The organism is Flavobacterium indicum GPTSA100-9 = DSM 17447, assembly GCF_000455605.1.
Lineage (GTDB): Bacteria > Bacteroidota > Bacteroidia > Flavobacteriales > Flavobacteriaceae > Flavobacterium > Flavobacterium indicum.
Genome location: NC_017025.1, coordinates 2,301,365 through 2,325,800, shown reverse-complemented (window position 1 = coordinate 2,325,800; position 24,436 = coordinate 2,301,365). Strand labels below are relative to the sequence as shown.

General features: G+C 31.7%; 19 protein-coding genes and 1 other RNA gene. 13 read left to right on the top strand and 7 right to left on the bottom strand.

Translation table 11 applies throughout. The features are described 5' to 3' along the window. Positions 1–29 precede the first annotated feature (29 nt). Both KQS_RS10820 and KQS_RS10815 read right to left on the bottom strand, forming a co-directional pair. Entirely contained in the window at positions 30–362 is a 333-nt protein-coding gene (locus KQS_RS10820; RefSeq protein ID WP_014389226.1) for a hypothetical protein, read from the bottom strand. Between the two features lie 73 nt (positions 363–435). After that, positions 436–840, bottom strand: coding sequence for a Spy/CpxP family protein refolding chaperone (locus tag KQS_RS10815; protein ID WP_014389225.1), 405 nt, complete (start codon positions 838–840; stop codon positions 436–438). Positions 841–983: 143 nt separating this feature from the next. On the opposite strand from KQS_RS10815, the gene KQS_RS10810 reads away from it, so the two are divergent. The 4 genes from KQS_RS10810 to KQS_RS10795 all read left to right on the top strand — a co-directional run bounded on the left by KQS_RS10810 (position 984) and on the right by KQS_RS10795 (position 4,586). After that, a complete protein-coding gene (locus KQS_RS10810) occupies positions 984–1,319 on the top strand; it encodes a hypothetical protein (protein ID WP_242400762.1) in 336 nt (111 codons plus the stop codon). A 284-nt stretch (positions 1,320–1,603) separates the two neighbouring features. Further along, positions 1,604–2,389 carry an MbnP family protein gene (locus KQS_RS10805; RefSeq protein ID WP_014389223.1) on the top strand — a complete coding sequence of 262 codons (786 nt, stop codon included), beginning with the start codon at positions 1,604–1,606 and terminating at the stop codon, positions 2,387–2,389. Positions 2,390–2,551: 162 nt separating this feature from the next. After that, positions 2,552–3,589 (top strand): cytochrome-c peroxidase, encoded by a 1,038-nt coding sequence (locus KQS_RS10800; RefSeq protein ID WP_014389222.1) that lies wholly within the window; start codon positions 2,552–2,554, stop codon positions 3,587–3,589. 10 nt (positions 3,590–3,599) lie between these two features. Continuing rightward, a complete protein-coding gene (locus tag KQS_RS10795; protein WP_014389221.1) occupies positions 3,600–4,586 on the top strand; it encodes a transporter family protein in 987 nt (328 codons plus the stop codon). 36 nt (positions 4,587–4,622) lie between these two features. Here the strand turns inward: KQS_RS10795 and KQS_RS10790 are convergent, their stop codons facing one another. The 3 genes from KQS_RS10790 to KQS_RS10780 all read right to left on the bottom strand — a co-directional run bounded on the left by KQS_RS10790 (position 4,623) and on the right by KQS_RS10780 (position 8,937). Then, positions 4,623–5,663: a PLP-dependent cysteine synthase family protein gene (locus KQS_RS10790; protein ID WP_014389220.1), complete on the bottom strand. Its 1,041-nt coding sequence runs from the start codon at positions 5,661–5,663 to the stop codon at positions 4,623–4,625. Positions 5,664–5,732: 69 nt separating this feature from the next. Then, positions 5,733–7,790 (bottom strand): S9 family peptidase, encoded by a 2,058-nt coding sequence (locus tag KQS_RS10785; RefSeq protein WP_084642316.1) that lies wholly within the window; start codon positions 7,788–7,790, stop codon positions 5,733–5,735. Positions 7,791–7,899: 109 nt separating this feature from the next. Beyond that, complete coding sequence (locus KQS_RS10780; RefSeq protein WP_014389218.1) at positions 7,900–8,937, bottom strand: glutaminyl-peptide cyclotransferase; 1,038 nt, start codon at positions 8,935–8,937, stop codon at positions 7,900–7,902. Between the two features lie 88 nt (positions 8,938–9,025). Here KQS_RS10780 and ffs point away from each other — a divergent pair. From ffs to KQS_RS10765, 4 genes are all read left to right on the top strand, one after another. After that, positions 9,026–9,124, top strand: an RNA gene (gene ffs / locus KQS_RS14240) — signal recognition particle sRNA small type. 89 nt (positions 9,125–9,213) lie between these two features. Beyond that, on the top strand, positions 9,214–10,248 hold the full coding sequence (locus KQS_RS10775; RefSeq protein WP_014389217.1) for a M28 family metallopeptidase: 1,035 nt from the start codon (positions 9,214–9,216) through the stop codon (positions 10,246–10,248). After that, on the top strand, positions 10,248–10,661 hold the full coding sequence (aroQ, locus tag KQS_RS10770) for a type II 3-dehydroquinate dehydratase (RefSeq protein ID WP_014389216.1): 414 nt from the start codon (positions 10,248–10,250) through the stop codon (positions 10,659–10,661). The genes KQS_RS10775 and aroQ overlap by 1 nt, the downstream gene beginning before the upstream one ends. Positions 10,662–10,720: 59 nt before the next feature. Beyond that, positions 10,721–13,186, top strand: a complete 2,466-nt coding sequence (locus KQS_RS10765) for a DUF5686 and carboxypeptidase regulatory-like domain-containing protein (protein ID WP_014389215.1) — start codon at positions 10,721–10,723, stop codon at positions 13,184–13,186. A 73-nt stretch (positions 13,187–13,259) separates the two neighbouring features. Here the strand turns inward: KQS_RS10765 and lysS are convergent, their stop codons facing one another. After that, positions 13,260–14,951: a lysine--tRNA ligase gene (gene lysS, locus KQS_RS10760; protein WP_014389214.1), complete on the bottom strand. Its 1,692-nt coding sequence runs from the start codon at positions 14,949–14,951 to the stop codon at positions 13,260–13,262. A gap of 245 nt (positions 14,952–15,196) precedes the next feature. Here lysS and KQS_RS10755 point away from each other — a divergent pair, with 245 nt between their 5' ends. After that, complete coding sequence (locus KQS_RS10755) at positions 15,197–15,994, top strand: hypothetical protein (RefSeq protein WP_014389213.1); 798 nt, start codon at positions 15,197–15,199, stop codon at positions 15,992–15,994. 6 nt (positions 15,995–16,000) lie between these two features. Then, positions 16,001–16,693, top strand: coding sequence for a lipoyl(octanoyl) transferase LipB (lipB, locus tag KQS_RS10750; protein ID WP_041252085.1), 693 nt, complete (start codon positions 16,001–16,003; stop codon positions 16,691–16,693). Positions 16,694–16,723: 30 nt separating this feature from the next. Here lipB and KQS_RS10745 read toward each other — a convergent pair whose 3' ends face one another. Beyond that, positions 16,724–17,386: a ribonuclease HII gene (locus tag KQS_RS10745; RefSeq protein WP_014389211.1), complete on the bottom strand. Its 663-nt coding sequence runs from the start codon at positions 17,384–17,386 to the stop codon at positions 16,724–16,726. Between the two features lie 198 nt (positions 17,387–17,584). Between KQS_RS10745 and KQS_RS10740 the strand changes: the two genes are divergently transcribed. From KQS_RS10740 to KQS_RS10730, 3 genes are all read left to right on the top strand, one after another. Further along, positions 17,585–20,767, top strand: a complete 3,183-nt coding sequence (locus KQS_RS10740) for a SusC/RagA family TonB-linked outer membrane protein (RefSeq protein ID WP_014389210.1) — start codon at positions 17,585–17,587, stop codon at positions 20,765–20,767. Between the two features lie 10 nt (positions 20,768–20,777). Further along, on the top strand, positions 20,778–22,427 hold the full coding sequence (locus KQS_RS10735; protein WP_014389209.1) for a SusD/RagB family nutrient-binding outer membrane lipoprotein: 1,650 nt from the start codon (positions 20,778–20,780) through the stop codon (positions 22,425–22,427). Between the two features lie 101 nt (positions 22,428–22,528). After that, positions 22,529–24,394: a putative porin gene (locus tag KQS_RS10730; RefSeq protein WP_014389208.1), complete on the top strand. Its 1,866-nt coding sequence runs from the start codon at positions 22,529–22,531 to the stop codon at positions 24,392–24,394. Positions 24,395–24,436 lie beyond the last annotated feature (42 nt).

Below are 24,436 nucleotides of genomic sequence, written 5' to 3'. Positions count from 1 at the left end.
AAAATCCCGATACAATCGGGATTTTTTTATTAATGAGTTAATTTCTTTAATAACTCAGTATTTTTTTCAAGCTTTTCCATTTGAGCTGGAGATAATGTAGCTCTTATTTTTAAATCTATAATTCTAGCTAATTCTGCTTTTCTTTCTTCAGATAAATTTTCGTTTAAAACATTGAATTTGTATTCAAATAGATGGAAGAAATTTTCTACTTCTGTACTATTCAATTTTAAATAGTCAGCCATTTCAGAAGCATTTTTTTTAGCTTCTACAGCAACGTCAACTTTTTTAAATGCTTTATCTTGAGCATTAGCATTAAAAGTGAATGCTAAAAATAGAATAAAAGCGCCTAGTATTTTTTTCATTTTCTTAATTGTTAATAGTTTCTCCAAAACTAACCTTTTTTTTTATACTAACAAAATTTTAAGTGTGAAAAAACTATTCTTTAGGACTTATTTTGTGATTTTTAACTTTTTCAATGCGTTCATTTTGAAGCGATTCCCATTTTTTATATTGCTCTTCTGTTAAAACACCTTTTAATTTTTCTTTTAACTCCGAACGACTTTCTTTCATTTCTTTCATTGCTTTTTGGCGTCGTTCTTTTTTAGCTTCAATTTGTTCATTTTTAATTTCTTCTTTTTTTGCTTCTAAACTAGAATGATGTTCTTTTAAAATGGCAGTTACTTTTTCTTCTTGTTCTTTAGTTAAAGTTAAATCTTTTGTCATTTTTTTAGTTTGCATTTCTGCTCTTTCTTCTGCTGTTGCATTCTTAAATTTTCCTTTTTCTTGAGCAAACGATAATCCCGATACTACTAATGCAATAATAAATACATACTTTTTCATATTATATAATTTTTAATGTTTACCAATTGGACTTTAAAAAAATAAAAAGGTTTAATTTATATGATAAAAATCAAGTAAATTCATTTTATGATTAATATATTTGTACTGTGAAATATTTCGGATTCATAGTCGCTTTATTAATCTTGTCAAAACCTATTTTACCTATGGTAGATTATTGGGTCAACTATGAGTATATAGCTAAAGAATTATGTGAAAATAAAGCCAAACCCGAAATGCATTGTGACGGAAAATGTCATTTAAAAAAGGAGTTGGCAAAAGCCTCAGAAGAGGAAAAACCCATTTCTTCCGATAAAAAAGCTACTTCAAAACAAGAATCAGAAGTGCTGTTTTTTGAAAGTAAGACAACTTTAATTTCTAAACCCATTCTTTTCTTTACTTCCTTAAAGGTTAAAAATAAGTATCAGAATTTATATGCGTATTTGTCTACGCATACCATTTTTCACCCTCCTAGTGTCTAGTATTTAACTTTTTAATTGAATTTATTACGTTGGCTTTTATCTCAAAAACAGGTAAAAGAAACGCCCTGTGCATACCAGTCAATGAATGCGCAGGTACTTTCGAGCGTTTCAAAATTCAATTCATTCATTCAAATTTACATTTTTATTTTACTTTTTAAAGTATAAATACTATTCTTCTTGTATGATTTACACAGAAGGCCATTTTCTATGCGGTTTTGCAATCAGCATAGACTACATTTTTTTGCCATTGGGCACTATACACTATACACTTAAAATAGATTATTATGAAATTACACTATATCAAATTTTTCGCTGTTTTAACAGCAGCATTTTTCGCATTTTCATGTTCTAATGATGATAATGCTTCTGAACAACTAACAGGTACGGGTAGCTTAAAAGTTGAGTTTGATCAAACTTATGGCGATGCCGATTTTATTCAAGGAGCAGTTTACACCAATTCCAATGGGGAAGAAGTTTCTATTTCTAAGGCTAAATATATTGTTAGTAATATTGTACTAACTAAAGAAGACGGTTCTACTTATACAGTTCCAAAAAGCCAAAGCTATTTCATTATTGATGAATTTACCGAATCTTCAACCTTACTAAATTTACCTAATATTCCAGCGGGTAATTATACCAAAATTAAATTCGGAATAGGAGTGGATCAAGAGCAATTTAATCAAGGCGCTACTGGTCAAGGGGATTTTTTAGCTACAGCACAAGATGCCGGTATGATGTGGTCGTGGAGTGCCGGGTATAAATTTTTAGCTCTTGAAGGTATGTTTACTTCTTCAACGCAATCTACAGGTGCTATGTATATGGTACATACCGGAAAAACAGGAACCGATTATAATTACGCAGAAATTACTTTAAATTTTCCTGATAAAGCTTTAGTACGTACTACCATTACGCCACAAGTGCATATTATGGCCGATTTAAAACAAGTATTGGACGGTACAAATAAAATTAATTTGTCCGAGCAAGCTATGGTTATGGGAGGAGCTAAATTAGCTTTGGTAACTGCAAATTTGGCGAATATGTTTGAGGTACACCATGTACATAATGATTAATTAAAGAAGCTCATTCCTGCCATTCATTGCAAGTCCTCAGTCGTATAGTTCTTTTTTCTAATCACCCTACTAAAGCTTCTTTGGTCGCTTTGTATTGTGAAGAAAAAGAAACTATACGCCTTGTGGGCTTTCCATTGCTGTCAGGGCTAAAACCTAGATAAAATGAAACAGATAATTTTAGGAATTCTTGCTTTTATGGTGTTGAGTTGTTCTAAAGAAGAGAACGAAGAATACCAAAATTTACCCATTAATTTTCAAAAACCTGCTAACTTTCCTGATATAGCTTATGATTTAAGTAATAACCCATTAACTGAAAAAGGTTTTGAACTGGGAAAAAAATTGTTTTACGACGGACGTTTATCTTCCGATGGCGTGGTTTCGTGTGGATTTTGCCATATTCAAGCCGATGCATTTACGCATCACGGACATACCTTTAGTCATGGAGTAGGGGATAATATTGGAACAAGAAATACACCACCTATTCAAAATTTAGCTTTTCAAACGGCCTTTATGTGGGACGGGGCTACGACTCATCTCGATTTGCAACCTATAATTCCTTTGACAAGTCCTATTGAGATGAATGGTAACTTTACCCAAATTGTTGCCATGATGAAAGCAGATCCGGTATATGTAAAATTGTTTAAACAAGCTTTTCCAGACGGACAAATTAATTCAGAAAATATGCTAAAAGCATTAGGACAGTTCATGGTGTTAACAGTTTCTTCTAATTCGCGCTTCGATAAATATCGTAGAAATGAAGCAGGAGGTACTTTAACTCAGGACGAAGTAGAGGGGTATGCTATCTTTAATCAAAAATGTGCTTCATGCCATGCAACGGATCTTTTTACGGATAATAGCTTCAGAAATAATGGATTGAGTATTAATCCACAAATAAACGATATGGGTTATTATCGAGTTACAGAATTGCAACAATATAAATACAAGTTTAAAGTACCTAGTTTGCGTAATATTGAGAAAACGGCACCCTACATGCATGATGGTCGTTTTTATACCTTAGAAGCGGTTTTAAATCATTATTCAAACGGAGTGCAAAATACCCCTAATTTAGATGCCTCTTTAACTACGAATGGAAATTTAGGAATACCTTTAACTACTACTGAAAAAACAAAAATCATAGCCTTTTTAAAAACCTTAACCGATCACCAATTTTTAACGGATCCAAGGTTTGCAGAATTTTAATTAAATAAAAATGAAAAAAATAATTAGTGCATTACTGTTTGTTTTAGTAATGCAAGCGCACGAAAAACCTAAATTCAATACTCAAAATGCCAATAAAATGGAATATAATAATCCATCATATTTTGGTAATAGAAATATAAAGACGACTTATTTTGACGATTGCGATGCTTGTGGTTGTTCTGCCAGTGGTGGGAGTATGGGATTTGCTTCAATGCTAAATTCTAATTTTGTTGGGGTACGTTATTTTAATCAACATTACCGTTCAAATGATGGTTTGTATTCCAATTCACCTTGGTTAAATGAAAATTACAATACTCTACAAGTTTGGGCGCGAATTCCAATTGTTAAAGGTGTTCAAATTTCAACGTTACTACCTTATCATTTTCATAGTCTAAATACCAAAACAGGAAGCCAAGAGATCAGCGGAATGGGAGATGTTACTGTGGTTGGATTGGTAACGGTCTATCAAACACATAAAGATAGTACCGTTTTTAAACATAATTGGCAAGTGGGAGTTGGAATTAAAGCACCTACAGGAGAATATAAAGAAACAAGTGCAGGAAGTGTAAATCCAAGTTTTCAAGTAGGAACGGGCAGTTGGGATTATTTGTTTTCATCTGAATATGTGTTAAGGTTCAAAAAAATGGGAATTAATAATCTTTTAAATTATGTTGTAAAAACAGAAAATAAAAAAGAATACCGATTTGGGAATCAATTTAATTATGGCTCAACGTTGTATTATTTATTTGAAAAAAATCAAATGGCTATTGCTCCTCAATTGGGTGTTGCAGGTGAAGTATATGCCAGTAATTATCAATATGGGGAAAAAGTCCGCAATACTACAGGAGATGTGCTTTTCGGTAAAATTGGTGTAGAAATTGGCTGGAATAAATTTTCATTGGGAGCTACTTATTTTAAACCCATCAATCAAAATTTAATGTCGGGGCTTGTTGAAGCGAAATCCCGTTGGACATTGAATATTAATTATAAGTTATAATAAAAAAACCTCGTTACTTGACGAGGTTTTTTGTATTTATTTTATGATTTCGATTTTTTGTGTTTCTTCGTTGTTTACACTGTCAAAAAAACCTTGTTCACTCATCCAGTCGTCGCTGTAAATTTTACTCATGTATCGAGAACCGTGATCAGGGAAAATAATAACCACTTTACTGTTGGCGTCAAATTCACCTTCTTCAGCAAATTGTTTTACAGCTTGTAAAGCAGCTCCTGAAGTGTATCCAGCAAAAATTCCTTCTTTTTTAGCAATTTCTCTAGCAGTATGTGCACTTTCTTCGTCTGTAACTTTCATAAATTTGTCAATTACATCAAAATCAGTAGCTGTTGGAATTAAATTTTTACCTAAACCTTCAATTCTGTAAGGGTAAATTTCTTCGTTATCAAATTCTTTGGTTTCGTGGTATTTTTTTAAAACTGAACCATAAGCATCAACTCCAAGGATTTTAATGTTTGGATTCATCTCTTTCAAGAATTTTGCAGTTCCAGAAATTGTTCCTCCTGTTCCACTACATGCTACTAAGTGTGTAATTTGTCCGCCAGTTTGTTCCCAAATTTCTGGACCAGTAGTATTGTAATGTGCATCAATATTTAAATCATTAAAGTATTGGTTAATATAAACCGAACCTTTTGTTTCTTCGTGTAATCTTTTAGCAACATTATAGTAACTTCTTTCATCATCTGCAGATACGTGGGCTGGGCAAACATAAACTTTAGCTCCCATAGTGCGTAACATATCAATTTTGTCTTTTGATGATTTTGAACTTACAGCTAAAATACAATCATAACCTTTAATGATGCTTACCATTGCTAAACTAAAACCAGTATTTCCAGATGTAGTTTCAATGATGGTATCGCCGGGTTTTAAAATTCCTTTCCTTTCAGCTTCCTCAATAATGTAAAGTGCAATTCTATCTTTAGATGAATGCCCTGGATTAAAAGCCTCGACTTTAGCATAAAAATTACCTTCAAATTCTTCGGTAACTTTGTTTAATTTAATAAGCGGTGTATTGCCTATTAATTCTAAAATATTGTTGTATGCTTGAATTTCTTTTGCCATAAATTGTTACTTATGTTTACATCTTAATGCGATGTGTCAAACCTTGCAAAGGTATAAAAAATTATTAAATTACTTAGTAATTTTTTCTAAATCAAACAAGAAGGTGAATTCTTTTGCTAATTCTTTAAGGGCTTCAAATCTTCCTGATGCTCCGCCATGACCGGCATCCATATTGGTATCTAAAAACAATTGATTGTTCCCTTTTTTCAAAACACGTAATTTCGCAACCCATTTTGCAGGCTCCCAATATTGCACTTGCGAATCATGTAAACCTGTTGAAACATACATATTTGGGTACACTTGTTCCGTTACTTGATCGTAAGGTGAATAAGACAACATATATTCATAATATTTTTTGTCGTTTGGATTTCCCCATTCGTCATATTCCCCAGTTGTTAAAGGGATAGTATCGTCTAACATGGTTGTAACTACATCCACAAAAGGTACTTGTGCAATTACGCCATGATATAATTCTGGCGCCATGTTAACAATAGCTCCCATTAATAATCCTCCAGCCGAACCACCTTCTGCGTATAAGTGTGCAGCAGAAGTATATTTCTCTGCAATTACAAATTTTGAACAATCAATGAAATCAGTAAAAGTGTTTTTCTTTTTTAACAATTTTCCGTTTTCATACCAATCTCTTCCTAAATCTTCACCACCTCGAATATGTGCAATTCCATAAATGAAGCCTCGATCTAATAAACTTAATCGAGTACTTGAAAAATAGGGATCCATTGAAGAACCATAAGAACCATAAGCATACAATAAAAATGGGTTTTTACCATCTTTTTTCATTCCTTTCTTGTAAACTATAGAAATCGGTACTTTAGTGCCGTCTTGAGCAGTTGCCCAAATACGTTCTTCAGCATAATTATTTTTATCAAATTTACCGCCTAAAACCGCTTGTTCTTTTAATACCGTTTTTTCTTTGGTACGCATATTAAAATCAATAACCGATGATGGTGTTGCCATAGATTGATACGCATAACGTAAAATTTCGGTGTCAAAATCTACATTGGTTGTCGTGTAAGCGGTATAGGTTTCAATATCAAATGGTAAATAGTAATCGCCTTTGCCGTTCCAAGGTCTTATTTGAATTTTATGTAAACCATTGGTACGTTCTTCAATTACCAAATACTCTTTAAAAATCTCAATACCTTCTAGTAAAACATCCTTTCTGTGCGGAATTAAATCTGTCCATTGATCCGAAGAAGTAGCTGTTTCAGGTGTTTTCATCAACTTAAAATTGGTAGCTTTATCTTTATTAGTAACAATATAAAAGCTATCGCCATAATGAGAAATGGAATATTCAACACCACGTACTCTAGGTTGAAAAATTCTGAATTGTCCATCTGGATTATTAGCTTCTAAAATTTGGTATTCAGAAGTTAAAGTGCTTGTAGAACCAATTACTAAATATTTTTTTGATTTTTCTTTGTAAACAAAAGTGTAAAAAGTATCGTCTTTTTCATGAAAAATTAACTGGTCATTTTCCGGATTGGTTCCAACTTTATGCTTGTAAATTTTATCAGAACGTAGTGTTTGAGCATCTTTTCTAGTGTAAAATAAGGTTTTATTATCACTTGCCCAAGTAGAGCCACCTGTGGTATTTTCAATTTTTACAGGTAAAATTTCACCGGTTTCTAAGTTTTTAATCTGAATCGTGTATTGTCTTCTTGAAACTAAATCTACACCAAAAGCAGCCCATTTGTTGTCTTCACTGATATTAATTCCTGATAGATTAAAATAAGACTGACCTTTAGCCATTTCGTTGCAATCAAATAAGATTTCCTCTTTTGCCTCTAAACTTCCTTTTTTTCTGGTATGAATAGGATAGTCTTTACCTGTTTCAAAACGTGTAATATACCAATAGCCGTTGTAAAAATAAGGAACTGAAGTGTCGTCTTCCTTAATTCTGCCTTTCATTTCTAAAAACAATTCTTCTTGAAATTGTTTGGTATGAGCAGTAGATTTTTGATAGTATTCGTTTTCCTTATTTAAGTAGTCAATTACTTCTGGATTTTCTCTTTCATTTAACCAATAGTAATTATCAACACGAACATGTCCATGTTTTTCTAATTTTTTAGGGACAATTTTAGCTACTGGAGGTTTTATTTCATTCATTTTACTTTTCATTTTTTGAGCATGAATTGTTGTAGATATTAGGACTATAATTGCTGATAGATAATGCTTCATGCTATTAATTTTTAATAAGTTATATTTCTTTTTTTATTTATTTAATTTTAATTTCAAACATTTTGTCCCAATTTTTACCGGTTACAAATATTGTTTTTGTTGCCGGATTATAAGCGATACCATTTAAAACATCTACTTCTGGGTGTTGTTTAACTTTTGATTTTAATTCGGCTAAATTTAAAACGGCTTCTACAGCTCCATTCTCCGGATTGATTATAGCTATAGCGTCTTTTTGGTATACATTTGCCCAAATTTTTCCGTCAATCCATTCCAATTCATTTAATTGTTCAATTTTTGAAGTATCGGTATACACGTTAATCGATTTGACTAATTTTTGTGTATTGGGGTCTAAAAAGTAGATGGTATTAGAGCCATCACTCATTATTAAATACTTGTCATTATGCGTTAATCCCCAACCTTCAATGTCTTTAAAATAATCAAAAGTTTTTTCTTTTTCCAATGTTTCAGCATTGTAGATAAAACCAACTTTTTCTTGCCAAGTTAATTGGTAAATTTTTCCATTGAAAAAAGTAATTCCTTCACCAAAATATTGTGGTTCAAGCCCTATTTTTTTACTCACATTGCCCGTTTTGTAATCTGTTTTTCTAAGGGTTGATTCGCCTCTTTGTCCTGTACCTTCATACAATACACCATTGTGAAATTCCAAACCTTGTGTATAGGCTTCTAAGTCGTGGTTGTAGGTGTTTAAAATGGTATATTCAAGAATTTTAGGAGTGATATTCGAAACAATTTCAAAAGATGTAAAACATTCTACATTTTTACCTTCATAATACACTAAAGCTTTGATATCTTGGGTGCCAAAAGGTAATTGGTCTAGTTTAAAAGTCGTTTTTGCGTTTTTTACTGCAGTACCTAATTTGGATTCGTTAGAAAAATATACAACAGAGTCAATTGGCACATCATTCTCGTTTAAAATACTTAAATTGATGCTTTCATTGGGTTTGTATACTTGTTTTAATCCATTTGAATCGATAGAAAATAAATCTTTTTGTTCTTTACAATTCCAAGTAATTGCAGTTAAGATTGTGATTGCTAGAATTTTATATTTTTTCATTTGCATGTATGTTTCTAAATACAATATTACAATTTATTTTAAACTAATTTTTGATTTGTAAAAATAATAAAAGATTGTATATTTGCACCGGCAAGTCCTACACGACCAGCTCCTGCAAAATCCTCCAGGGTGGGAACGCAGCAAAGGTATGCGGTTGTAGCGGTGCGATGTAGGTCGCTTGCCATTTTTTATTTCCTCCTATTTCTTAAAAATCTTATAAAGTTTATCGCAATTTCAGTTTTTTGGTTAGTTTTGTGTTACTAAACGCAATCAAAAATGAAAAAAGTAGTACTCTTGTTTGTAGTGGGTTCTTTTTTAGTGAGTTGTTCTGCTACTAAAACTAAACAAACTGCAAAAAAAACAGCCGATGTTTCAAAATATGTGAACAGCATCAGTGAAACTAATTTATCTAAAAATTTATATGTTATTGCTTCTGATGAAATGGAGGGTAGAAATACCGGTGAACCAGGTCAAAAAAAAGCGGGGCAATATATAATTGACCGATACAAAGAATTAGGTATTTTAAATCCTCCAGGTTCAGTTGATTATTACCAAAAAGTACCTTCTGAATTTATGAAAAAAGGCTTTGCTCCTAAATTAAATGATTCTGAAAATATATGGGCTTTTATTCCTGGGGCTGAAAAGCCAGAAGAAATTGTGGTTATCTCTGCACACTATGATCATATTGGTATGAAAAATGGGGAGGTTTACAACGGCGCTGATGATGATGGATCGGGTACAGTTGCTGTAATGGAAATTGCGAAAGCTTTCCAACAAGCAAAAAAAGAAGGATTTCCTCCAAAAAGATCGATTTTGTTTTTACATGTAACAGGGGAGGAGCATGGTTTACACGGTTCTAGATATTATTCTGAAAATCCATTATTCCCATTGTCAAATACCGTAGTTGATATTAATATTGACATGATTGGTAGAAGAGATTCTATCAATGGTCACAAAGAAAATGGTAAATATGTATATGTAATAGGTTCTGATCGTTTAAGTTCAGAATTACATACTATTAACGAAGAGATGAACCAAAAATATGTAGGTTTAAATCTGGATTATAAATACAACGACAGAAAAGATCCAGAGCGTATTTATTTCCGTTCAGACCATTATAATTTTGCTAAAAAAGGAGTTCCTGCTATTTTCTATTTTAATGGAACACATGAAGATTACCACGGTGCTAATGATACACCTGATAAAATTGAATACGATTTATTAGCTATGCGTACCAAATTGGCTTTTTCTGTAGCATGGGAGATTGCAAATAGAGAAAATAAAATTGTTGTCGATAAAGACGGTAAATAATGAAGTTTTTGATTTTAAATGGTCCTAATTTAAATTTATTAGGTACAAGAGAAACATCAATATATGGAAACCAAGATTTCAGTTCCTTTTTTGAGGAATTGAAATCGAATTTTCCGCAATTTCAATTAGACTATTTTCAATCCAACATAGAAGGAGAAATCATAAATAAACTACATGAAGTTGGTTTTTCTTTTGATGGAATTATCTTAAATGCTGGGGCTTATACCCATACCTCTGTTGCTATAGGAGATGCAGTTAAAGCTATTACTACTCCAGTGGTAGAAGTGCATATCTCCAATACTTTTTCTAGAGAAACATTTAGACATCAATCTTATATATCACCAAATGCAAAAGGGGTTATTATTGGGTTTGGCTTAGATAGTTATACTTTAGCGCTTAAAAGTTTTTTATAACATACAACCTTTTTTAAAAATTAATCGTCTTTACAATTATACCAAAGAATTTAATTTATATGAAAAAAAAATTAACGCTACTTTTTTTGTTAATATCGATTTGTGTGGTAGCGCAAATTAAAGGAAGAATAACGGATAAGAATGGTAAACCATTGGCTTATGTTAGTGTTTCTATTGAAAAAACATACATCGGGACTTCTACAAATGAAAATGGAGAATATGAATTAAATTTAAAAAAATCCGGAAAATATACCGTTGTAGCGCAGGTATTGGGCTATAAATCAAAAAGACAAAGTGAAGATTTTTATACCTTTCCTCACACCTTGAATTTTGTGTTAGAGGACGAAGATCATCAAATTGAAGAAGTGGTGGTTAATAATATGGAGAATCCTGCCATTGCCATTATTAAAAAAGCTATTGCGTCTAGAAAAAAGAATGTGGCTAAAACAGATAAATTTGAAGCAGATTTTTATTCTAGAGGTATTTTTAGAGTGAAAGATTTGCCTAAGAAAATAATGGGTATCGAAATTGGTGATTTGGATGGTAATGTGGACTCAACAGGGAACGGAATAATTTATCAATCCGAAACGGTTTCAAAAATTAAATTTGAAGCGCCAAACAACCTCAAAGAAGAGATTATTGCCAGTAAAATTGCTGGGGATGATAACGGATTTAGTTTTAATACAGCCATGAATACCAACTATAATTTTTATGAAAATACAGTTGATTTTAATGTGCCTATGATTTCTCCCATTGCATCCAATGCATTTAATTACTATAAATATAAGTTAGAAGATACTTTTTATGATTCTTATGGGAATTTTATAAATAAGATCAAAGTAACGCCTAAAAGGGATAGAGAGCCAGTGTTTGAAGGTTATATTTACATAGTTGAAGATGCTTGGTCTATTTATGCCGTAGATTTTGATATTAAAGGATATAGAGCCCAACAAGAAATATTGGAAACCATGAAATTGGTTCAAAACTATAATTTCAATCCAGAAACTAAAATTTGGGCTAAAAATTTACAATCGTTCGATTTTAAAGCGGGTTTTTTCGGGATAAAGTTTAATGGAAAATTTACACATGTATTTAGTAATTATGTGTTTAAAGAGGCCTTTGAGAAGAAAACATTTTCAAATGAAATTGTAACTTTTGCTGAAAAAGCCAATAAAAAAGAAGAGGCCTATTGGCTTGAAAATCGTCCGGTTCCTTTGACCGAAGAAGAAAATTCCAATTATGTTAAAAAAGACAGTGTGTTCAAGGTTCGTTCTTCAAAAGTATATCTAGATTCTATTGATTTAAAATCAAATAAATTTAAGCTTACTAAATTGATTACGGGTTATACCTATAAAAATTCTTTTAAAAAGTGGAATTTTAATTATCAAGGTTTGCTGAACTTAACTTCATTTAATTTTAATACGGTTCAAGGGTATCATTTAGGTACGGGTTTTTCATATTCAAAATACAATGAAGAAAAACAAAAATCAACGCGGATTGAAGCGAATTTAGAATATGGTTTTTCAGATGAACGAGTGAGGCCAACCGCAAGTTTTTATCATAAATTCAATAATACAAACGATGCTTATATTAGAATTTTAGGAGGTAATGCTGTTTCACAATTCAATAGAAATGAGCCTATTTCTGGAATTGTAAATTCGGTTAGTTCATTATTCTTTAGAAATAATTTTATGAAGTTATTTGAAAAAGAATTTGTTGAAATAGCGGGTGGAAGAGAAGTCGTAAATGGTGTTTTTATGAATGGAAAATTAGCCTTTGAAAATAGAAAACCACTTTATAATACAACCGATTTTTCAATTATAAAATCGGACGATTTGTATTCGTCAAATAATCCTTTAAACCCTACCAGTGATGCTATAGCCGCAATTTCAGAACATCATATAATGAAGTTTAATTTAGGTGCACGATTTGTTTTTGGTCAAAAATACATTTCACGTCCAGACGGAAAATTAAATATTAATGAAGGAAAGTTTCCGATGTTAACGATTAACTATGAAAAAGGATTTGCGGCATCTGAAAAAAACTATAATTACGATTTCTTAGAAGCTCGAGTTTCTTATTCCAAACAATTAGGAAATATGGGTCAAATATCGGGGAATGTAAAAGGCGGAAAGTTCTTTGGAGCAGACCAAATTTCATTCGTAGATTTTAAACATTTTAACGGTAATCAAACCCATGTGAATTTAAATGGAAATTACAGTTCAAGCTTTAATTTATTACCTTATTATACTCATTCTACTAATGATCAATTCATTGAAACACATGTGGTGTATAATGATAATGGCTATTTTATGAATAAGCTGCCTTTGTTTAATAAATTAGGCTTAAATTTATTAGGTGGATTTCATCAAATTAACTTACCTGATTCAAAACCTTACCAAGAATTTACTGTTGGTTTAGACCGAATTGGATTTGGAAAATACCGCTTATTACGTGTAGATTATGTGCGTAGTTATCAAGGAGGTTTTGTAGGTGATGGAATTATGATTGGATTGCGATTTTAACTAAATTTATATAAAATAAAAACACCTGGTAAAAAATACCAGGTGTTTTTTTAGTATTGAAAATTTGTTTTTATTAACTTAAAACAACAGTTTTTAAATCTCCATCAACCACAACTTTTGTTAAGCCATGTTTGGCTAAACCTTTCATAGCTGCGTCCCATTTTTTACCGCTTAATCCTGTTTTTTCTTTTAAGCTGGCAATAGGTTGATTGTTTTCCGTTTTTAGCAGACCTATAATTAATTTTTCATCTTCTGTTAATTCAGGACCTTTTTTCTCCGGACGCATTTGTGGGAAGAATAAAACTTCTTGAATAGATGGATTATTGGTTAGGAACATAATTAATCGATCCATTCCAATTCCTAATCCAGAAGTTGGAGGCATACCATATTCTAAAGCTCTTAAGAAATCTTCATCGATGATACCATTTGCTTCATCATCGCCTTTTTGGGCCAACTCCATTTGTGCAACAAAACGTTCTCTTTGGTCAATAGGGTCGTTTAATTCAGAATAAGCATTGGCAATTTCTTTTCCGCAAACCATTAATTCAAAACGCTCTGTTAATTCAGGATTATCACGATGAGATTTACATAAAGGCGACATTTCTTTAGGATAATCTGTAATGAATGTAGGCTGAATGAAGTTACCTTCACATTTTTCGCCAAAAATTTCATCAATCAATTTACCTTTACCCATAGTGTCATTCACTTCAATTCCCATTGCTTTTGCAGCTTCACGCAATTCATCTTCCGATTTTCCAGTGATATCAAATCCTGTAAATTGTTTAATGGCATCGGTCATAGTAACACGAGCATAAGGCGCTTTAAAATTTACTTTATGTTCGCCAAAAGTCGCTTCAGTTGTTCCGTTAACCTGAGTAGCACAGAATTCTAATAAGTTTTCTGTGAATTCCATCATCCAATTATAATCTTTATAAGCAACATATATTTCCATTGCTGTAAATTCAGGATTGTGTGTTCTGTCCATTCCTTCATTTCGGAAATTTTTTGAAAACTCATAAACTCCGTCAAAACCACCAACAATCAGTCTTTTTAAGTACAATTCGTTTGCAATTCGCATGTAAAGAGGAATGTCTAAACTGTTATGATGCGTAATAAATGGTCTCGCAGCAGCGCCTCCAGGAATAGACTGTAAAACCGGAGTTTCTACTTCCATATAGCCAGCCTTGTTAAAGAAAGTTCTCATAGCAGTGAACAGTTTTGTTCTTTTAATAAAAACGTCTTTAACTTGTGGATTTACCACTAAATCAACATAACGCATTCTGTATCTCAATTCAGGGTCGTTAAATGCATCATACACTTTGCCTTCTTCATCGGTTTTAGGTAAAGGAAGGGGGCGTAATGTTTTACTTAAAAATGTAAAATGAGTAACACGTATACATTTCGCTCCTACTTGTGTAGTAAATAATTCACCTTCAACGCCAATAAAATCCCCTAAATCGGTTAATTTTTTAAATACTTGGTTGTATAGTGTTTTGTCTTCACCTTCACAAATGACATCTCTATTAAAATACAATTGAATTCTGCCTTCGCTGTCTTGAAGTTCAGCAAAAGAAGCTTTACCTTGGTCACGAACACTCATTAAACGTCCAGCTACAATAACCTTCTTGCCTTCTTCAAACTGTTCCTTCACCTGTTTAGAAGTGTGATTAACTGGATACAAATTTGCAGGATAGGGATTAATTCCCAATTGGCGTAAAGCAGTAAGCTTTTCTCTTCTAATGATTTCTTGTTCTGACAATTGCATAATATTTCTTTTTAAGCGTGCAAAGATAAGTATAAGTTTAAAAGTTTAAAAGTTTATAGGTTCAAAAAAGTACTAAGAAGGTGTGTTTATTTTTTTGGAGCACAACAATTCGTTTCTAAGAGATTTACCTCCTGCTTTCCATTGCAATCTTTTGTAGTGTAACTTTTAAAAGAATCAAGAGGATTTTCATTTCAATCAGGGCTATTCAATTAGTTTTGTATCTTTGTAACAACTAAAAAAATAAAATGAAAAAAGTTATAGTATTATTCTTGTTGGCAATTAGTGTGACAAGTTGTGTAGTGAAAGAATCATTAGTTTTCAATGCCGATAAATCAGGTAAGTTAAAATATACTTTTGATTTGAATAAATTAGCCCAAATGGGTGGCGGAAAATCAAAAGGTAAAAAAGGAAAAGAAGTCGTGGATTCTACTTTTACGTTTAAAGATTTGTATAAAGACAAGCAAGATAGTATTGCCAAATTACCACTCGAAGAACAACATAAATTGAGACAAATGGAAAAATTCAATTTACATTTGGTAATGAATGAAGAAAAAGGTGTTTTTCTTTATGAAATGTATACAGATTTTCAAAGTCCTTCTGAATTAGAAGAATTGTTTTCTCCTATTAATGCAGCTTCATCTTTAAACCCAGCGGGTACAAATGCAAATTTAAGTTCAAAAGACACACCAAAGAATGACGGTGTTACACAATATACTTTTGATGGTAAAAAATTCACCAAATTTGTGAAAGTGCAACCTAAAGATGAATTAAATCAAGAAATAAAAAATAGATTAAAAAGCGAAGGCGCTTCTGAAGAAGAAATAAACGAAACAAATGAATTAAGTCAACAAATGACGGAAACTTTTGAAAAATTATACCAAGAATCGAGTTATGAAACGACCATTACTTTTCCCCAAAAAATAAAAAAAGTGAATGTGAAAAATGCGCTAATTAGTAAAGATGGAAAATCGGTAACTATTCCCTATTCTATGGAAGATTACATGAAGAGCACTAATTTGAATTTTGAGGTAGAATTAGAATAGAGAATGATGAATAAAAAAATTAAATTTCAGGATTTAGGAACCAAAGATTATAAGGATACTTGGGATTATCAGGAGGGATTATTTGCAGAAATTGTGAATCAAAAGATAGCAAAACGCGATCAACCCGATATTGAAACAAATAATTATTTCTTGTATGTAGAACATCCGCATGTGTATACTTTAGGTAAAAGTGGCGATTTTTCCAATTTATTATTATCAGAAAAACAACTTCAAGAAAAAGGAGCTACGTTTTACAAAATAAATAGGGGAGGCGATATTACCTATCATGGACCAGGTCAAATTGTGGGCTATCCTATTTTAGATTTGGAAAACTTTTTTACGGATATTCATAAATATTTACGCTATTTAGAAGAAGCGATTATTTTGACATTAGCGGAATATGGTTTGAAAACCGAACGAAGTCCAGGGGAAACAGGTGTTTGGTTTGATGTGGGTACTCCATTTGCTCGAAAAATTTGTGCTATGGGTGTGCGTGCTTCACGTTGGGTTACCATGCACGGTTTTGCGCTTAATGTTAACGCCGACTTAGGTTTTTTTGATAATATTATTCCATGTGGTATTCGTGGAAAAGGAGTAACTTCCATGCATGTTGAATTGGGTAAACAAATTGATGAAAATGAAGTGAAACAAAAAATTTTAAAACATTTTAAAGAATTATTCGAAGCAGAATGGGAATAAAAAAGAGAGTTTGGTACTCTCTTTTTTGTTTTATATAAAATCCAAACTTAATTGTTCAGGTATTAGTCTAAAACTTTTTCTATGGTATTTTGTAATGCCGTATTTAATTATTGCCTCACGATGATCTTTTGTTGGGTACCCTTTGTTTTTCTTCCAATTATACATTGGGTATTCTTCATGAATCTTGTTCATAAAGTCGTCTCTGTAAGTTTTTGCTAAAACAGAGGCGGCTGCAATGCTTAAAAATTTAGCGTCACCTTTGATTATGCTTTTGTTGGGGATACTTTTTAATAGTTCAATTTCGGTTGGTGAAAATACTTTGCCAACGTTGTTTTTTAAACCTAGTTTTGCGTTCAAAGGCCTGTTTCCGTCCACAATTATGTAATCTGGAACAAGGGTTAATTGTAAAATGCTTTCATGCATGCCTTTCATTGATGCATTTAAAATATTTATTTCATCAATTTCTTCGTTGTGAATATGAGTGAAACCAAATGAAATGGCTTGTTCTTCAATAATAGGTCTAAGTTGTAATCGAATTTTTTCTGAAAGTTTTTTAGAATCATTGAGTAAATCTAATTCAAAATCGGCAGGTAAAACGACGGCAGCAGCTGTTACAGGACCTGCTAGGCAACCACGTCCAGCTTCATCAGTTCCGCATTCATAAATTAAATTGCTGTAACTTTTTTTTAACATACTTTTTTTTGACAAAAATATAATTTTATCACGCAACCTTTAACAATTTTGTGCATCTATTGTATAGTTATTTGAGCGAACAAAAATTTTTGGCCGAAAATTTTAACATAAATAAATTCATAATATTCCGAAGTATTATTTGTTTATTTAAGAAATTATTAAGAAGTTTGCGGAATAACTAACTCAAATAAATTTAATATGAGATCGAAGTTCAAATGGATTTTTACGCTATTGGTAGCGTTTACAATGCAGTTTTCTTTCGCGCAACAGAAAACTGTTACTGGTACTGTTATTAGTGACGGTGCTGGTTTGCCTGGGGCTAGTGTTGTAATTAAAGGTACTTCTCAAGGTACTACAACAGACAGTGCAGGTAAGTATTCAATCAAAGCCAAAGAAGGTGACGTATTAGTTGTTACTTTTATTGGTAAACCTGAGCAATCTGCTACTGTAGGTGCTTCAAATGTTGTTAATTTTACTTTAGCTAGTACAGATCAAGTAATTGATGTTGTTGTAGTTGAAGGGGCTTTAGGTATTAAAAGAACTAAAGATGCGGTAGTGTCTGCTCAAAAACAAGTTGGAAACAAAGAATTGACACAAGCAGCAAACCCTAATGCTATCCAAGCTTTAACGGGTAAGGTTTCTGGTTTACAAATTAACACAACAAGTAATGGTGTTACAGCTGATACAAGAATTGTGATCCGTGGTAACAGATCAATTACTGGTAACAACCAAGCTTTAGTAGTTATTGATAACGCAATTTCTTCTGCTGCTGTATTAGCTCAGTTGCCTCCAGATATCATTGAAAATGTAAATGTTATTAAAGGGGCTCAAGGTTCTGCATTATATGGAGAGCAAGGGGTTAATGGTGTTATTTTAGTTACTACAAAACGTGGAACAAAAAAAGACAAGTTTACTTTTGGTCTTAACTCTTCAGTAGATTTTGAAACAGTGTCGTTTGTGCCTGAAAGACAAATGCAATATGGTCAAGGTTGGGCTGCAGATCCTGGTTTTGCTGGTCCTGATTTACCTGCTGGTACTGGTTTTGTGCCTTGGGAAAATGGTTCATGGGGTCCTGCATTTGAAGGTGCTGGAATGCCAGCTACTGTTCCTGTAGGTATGCCACAAGCTGACGGAAACTTCTTATTTACAGAATGGAAACCAATTAAAGATAATATTAAACAATTCTTTAAAACGGGTGTAATTTTACAAAACGGTTTCAACTTTAATGTTGGAGGTGCTGATTCTTATGCATTTTTATCGGTAAACAGACAAACTACTGATTTCGTAGTTGATGGTGATGAATTAGTTAGAAATTCATTCTTATTCAAAGCTGGTAAAAAAGTTGGTAAATTCAGTATTGATGGTAACGTGAATTACATTACTCAAAGAACTTCTCAAACGGATAGTGATTTGATGGATGATTTAATTCAAACGGCTATTAACGTTCCTGTATCTAGATTTAAAAATTCTGGTAATGAAGGTCACTGGACTGTATATGCACAAAATCCTTATTGGATTTCTAAAGCAGCACGTTTTGATAACAGATCAAATATCATGAATGGTATCATTAGCTTAGGTTATGACTTCAACAAACACATTAGTGCTTCATATAGAGGTAATATCCAAGTAATCAGTTCTGAGGCTCAATCTCATAGAGATGAGTTTACTAATATCTCTACTGAATTTAGTATTGCTCCTTATGATTATTATGGTGCAACTATCGAATCTTACGAGAACTTAGGAGGTTCTGCAACAACTTCTTCTTATTTTGCTAACCAATCTGCTTCAAGAAACTTTTATGGAGATTTAATGGTTAACTTTGATTATATGTTAACTGACAAAATTAATATGAAAGTTAATGTTGGTAACAACATTCAAGATAGATTATTTAGAATAACTTCTCAAGGAGGTACTAATTTAGATGTATTAGGTTTTTATCACATTACAAACGTGTTAAACCCTACAAATCCTTCATTGTTAAACAATGCTAAAACAAGAACAAGAAGTGTTGCTGGTTTTGCTAACTTAGATTTAGCTTATGAAGATTATTTATTCTTAAATGCTACTGGAAGATTAGAAAAATCATCTGTTATTAAAGATGCTTATTTCTATCCATCTGTTGGGGTTTCATTCATCCCTACTAAAGCTTTTGCTAGTTTAAAAGACAACAGTGTTTTAAATTATGCTAAAATTAATGCATCATATACATCAGTAGGTAACTCTTCTGCTGTAGGAGCATATAGAATTACTAACTTATCTGTATTACCTTCAGGTTTCCCATTTGGTAATTTATCAGCTTATGGTTATAATCCTAATCAAACAGATGCTAATATTAAACCAGAATTCGCTAATACTTTTGAGGTTGGTGCTCAGTTAGGATTTTTCAAAGATAGAATTACTTTAGAAGGATCTTACTATATCACAAATACAAAAGATTTGATGACTAATGCTACTACATCTTCTGCTTCAGGTAACGCTACATTGTTAACAAATGTTGGGGATTTAGAGAATAAAGGTTTTGAAATTGATTTAGGTTTAACTCCTGTTAAAACTAAAGATTTTAAATGGGACTTAAGAGCAAGTTATACAACTTATAAAACTAAAGTTACTGCATTACAAAATGGAGTTAACAGTGTAAACTTACAATCTAATACGCAAATTGGTATTTTTGCTGAAGTAGGTGAAGAGTTCCCATTAATTAAAGGTACTGCATTTATTAGAGATGATAACGGTAATATTATTGTAGATGGTAATGGTTTACCAAGAAGAACTTCAACATTCCAAAAATTAGGTAAAGGTGTGCCAGATTATATCATTGGTTTAACAAATTCATTTGAATATAAAGGGTTTAAATTAACAGCAGTAGCTGATTTCCGTACAGGTGCTTCAGCTTATTCATTTGCTAAAAACTTACTATACTTCACAGGTGGTGATTTAGATACTGCTGGATTTGATAGAACTCAAGGATATGTTGTTCCTGGTGTAACTCCAACAGGTGATGTTAATACTACTCCTGCATTCAATACTGTTGGAACTGTTGGTGTATTAAATTACTTTACAACTACACACAGAGCGGTTGGAGAAGCTAACATAATTGATGCGGCTGCATTAAAAATTAGAGAGTTATCTTTAAGCTATTCTTTACCTAAAAAATTAATTGAAAAAGCTGGTTTAGAAACTTTCAGAATTGGAGTTCAAGCTAGAAATCCATTTGTATTCTTAGCTGATGGTTCTTTAATTAAACCTAAAAATGGTTTAGCAAATAATAGTTATGGTGATCCAGAAGCTTCTAATACAACAGGAAATGCTCAAGGTATTATGAATATCGGACAGTACCCAACTACTAGAACTTTAGGATTCAATGTTAATTTAACATTCTAAAAAATTGTTTATGAAAAAAATTAAATTTTTAGCACCTGTTTTAGCTTTAACGCTATTCTCGTGCGACCAATATTTAGATATCAACAACAGTGAAAATCAATTGTTGTATGAGAAAGTAACTCCGGCTCAATTATTGCCTGGTGCTCAGTTATCTACATATAGAGTTCAAGCTACTACTATGAATCAGTTAGGAAACGTGTTCATGAATTCATGGACTAGAAACGTTAACTCTTATGGTAATGGTTATGATAAAGAATTACAACTTAATGTAGATAATTCATTTTATAATGGAATTTGGGATGGACTTTACCGTCAACTTAAAAACTTTGATGGTATTTTGAAATATCCAAATGATAATGGTAAATACGATTATTATCAAGCGGTAGCAAAAATTTGTAAAGCACATTACATGCAGTACATCGTTGATTTATATGGAGATGCTCCTTATACTGAAGCATGGAAAGGTAATGCAAATGTAACACCTTCTTATGATGATGACTTTGAAATTTACAAAGCTTTAGTTACTGAATTAGAAGAAGCTAGAGATTTAATCAATAACGCTGATCCTGCTGTTGCTGAGCTTATTGATCAAAAAGACATCATGTTACATGGTGACTTAAATATGTGGATTGAATTCGCTAACACTATCCAATTAAGAATGTGTTTAAGAATGTCTGAATCTACAGATGCTAATGTTGTTGCTTTTAGAACTGCTAAATTAAATGATTTAGCTTCTGCTTCTTTCTTAAGTGATAATGTTGCAATTAATCCTGGTTTTGATGGTTCAACAGATGCAAATGTAAATCCAATTGCAAATACATTCTTCTGGGATGCTGCTGAAAACAATCAAGCAAATAGATTATTCATTGCTATGACTGGTCACGCTTGGAAATCATTACAAAGTTATGCTACAACTAATTACCCTGCTGCTGGTTCTCAAGAAATTGTTGCTGGTTCAGGTGTTAATTATCCAAATTTAACAGATCCACGTTCTGGTAGAATCTTTACAGGTGGTATTCAAAATAATACTACAGGTCCAAGAAGAGCTGTTAATCAAGGTTCATCTCAAGTTGACGTTGCTGCTCCTGGTACTCCTTTGCCTGGACCTCCATGTCGTTTGGGGGCTCAAGGTCATGTTAATCCTTATGATCAAGCTCAAATTTTTGCTGGTGTAAATTTAGGTTATCCAAAAGACTTCTTCGGAGTAGATGGTTTTGTTATGACATATTCTGAAGCATGTTTCTTACAAGCTGAAGCTGCTTTAAGATACCCTGCTTTATTCTCAAATGCTCAATATTGGTTTGAGGAAGGTATTACTGATAACTTTGCATTTAGAAATGCTGCTTTAGGTACGTATATTACGTCTATCAATTCAAGACCTAACTTCGGTTGGACTGGAACTGATAGCCAAAAGTTACATGCAATTATGTACCAAAAATGGGTTGCTTTAATGGGTATCAATGCTATTGAATCGTATATCGATTATACTAGAACTGGTTATCCTTTAACTCCATTATCATCTGTTGCTATTCAATCTCGTAAACCTTATAGATTAATCTATCCAGTTTCTGAGTATGTAGCTAATAGTGCTAATGTACCTCCAATGACGAGTAATGATGTGTTTGTTATAAACTCTATGACTCCATTCTGGAGACAATAATTGAAATATATATATATATTAAATTATATTTAAAACCCCGACACAGTCGGGGTTTTTTTATTTTATCTTTTCTCATTACATTTGTTGCATAAAAATTTCTTATGGGAAAATTATTTTTCTTTTTGCTCCTTTTACCACTTATATCTTTTTCACAAACAAAAGATACATCAACTGTAAAATCAGTTAAAGCAGATATTCAATTATATAAGTTATATACTTTAAAAAAAGATACTATAGTAATCGATACCTCTTTAACTATTACAGATGAGTATAAATACAATTATCTAAGAAAAGATAATTTTGGATTATTGTCTTTTGCTAATGAAGGATATTTATATACGCAATTAGATTATTCTAAAAAGAAAATATCTTTATTCCCGCAATTTGGTTTTAATGCTAAGCATATTGCTTATTTAAGTGACACTGATATAAGTTATTATTCTGTGCCCACTCCACTTACTGATTTGTATTTTAAGACGGTTATGCGTCAAGGTCAAAGTTTAGATGCACTTTTATCTTTAAATACTCAAAAGAATTTAAATTTTACCGTAGCATATAAAGCAATACGGTCCATTGGTGATTATTATAACAATCTTACAAGTTCAGGACATTTTAGATTTATTTCTAGTTATTTTTCCCCTAATAAAAAATACTACATGAATTCTCATTTTGTTGGACAAGATATATTTAATCAAGAATATGGAGGACTTAAAGAAGTATCACAATTTGAAGGAAATGAAGATTCATTTAAGCAAAGAGAACGTATAGATGTTTTTTTTGAAAATGCTTCTTCAAAATTAAAAGGTAATCGTTTATTTATTGATCATAGTTATAAATTAAAAGAGAGTAATTCTTTGGTATTTAAACATCAGGCGTTTTATGAGTATAAGTTTTATGAATTTTTACAATCTACCGTTTCTAACAGATTAGGAAATGCTGAATTTACTTCGAATTTAAATAATAAAACTCGTTTCGATGTTTTTTATAATAAGGCAGGTGTTAGCTTTTTAACAAAAAAATTTGGGGAGTTATATTTTTTTATTGATAATTATGTTTATAACCAATTTTACGGTAGTAATACTTCTTATGCAGATTTGTTGAATATGCCTAAAAATTTGCACAATAGGATAAATACAATTGGAGGACAATATGATTTTTTTCATTCAAAATGGAGGTTTAATGTTTTAGCTCAAAATTCAATTTCTAAACGTCAAAATTCAACCCTTGAAGCTTCCGCTAAATTCAATTTTGATAACATAAATTCAATTGAAATTAAAGCACAACAAACAAGTAAAATTCCAGATAATAGTTATTTATTTTTTCAAAGTTCTTATGAGAATTATAACTGGAGGAATACTTTTAAAAATGAAAAAGAAACTAGTTTAAAAGTGAATGCTACTACAAAATGGTTTTCTTTAGCTGCTCAATACAGTCTCTATAATGATAAAATGTATTTCTATAATTTAGCAGAACGAATCGATAGTTTAGTAGTTAAGCCTTTACAGTTCGATAAAAGTATTCAATATTATACTATTGAAATTGCTAAGGAATTTAAATATAAAAAGTTTGGTTTTGATAATAGAATTAAATTTCAAGACGTAAAGCAAAATGCTAAAATTGTTAATGTGCCTTATATTATTACTAGGAATTCCCTTTACTACATGGATCATGTATTTAAAAGTGCTATGTTGCTTCAAACGGGTGTAACTTTAAATTATTTTACCAATTATTATGCAGATGATTATAATCCTGTTTTAGGTGAATTTTATGTGCAAAAACAAACAAAAATTGGGGGTTTTCCGATGTTAGATTTCTTTGTAAATGCACGTGTAAGGCAAGTTAGAATTTATTTGAAAGCAGAACATTTTAATGCGTTGTTTGGTGAACGTAATTATTATAATACACCAAATTATCCCTACCATGATTTTAAAGTTAGATTTGGATTAGAATGGAATTTATTTAAATAGAAGTACAAAAACATAATATATTCGACTTACCTTTGTTTTCTT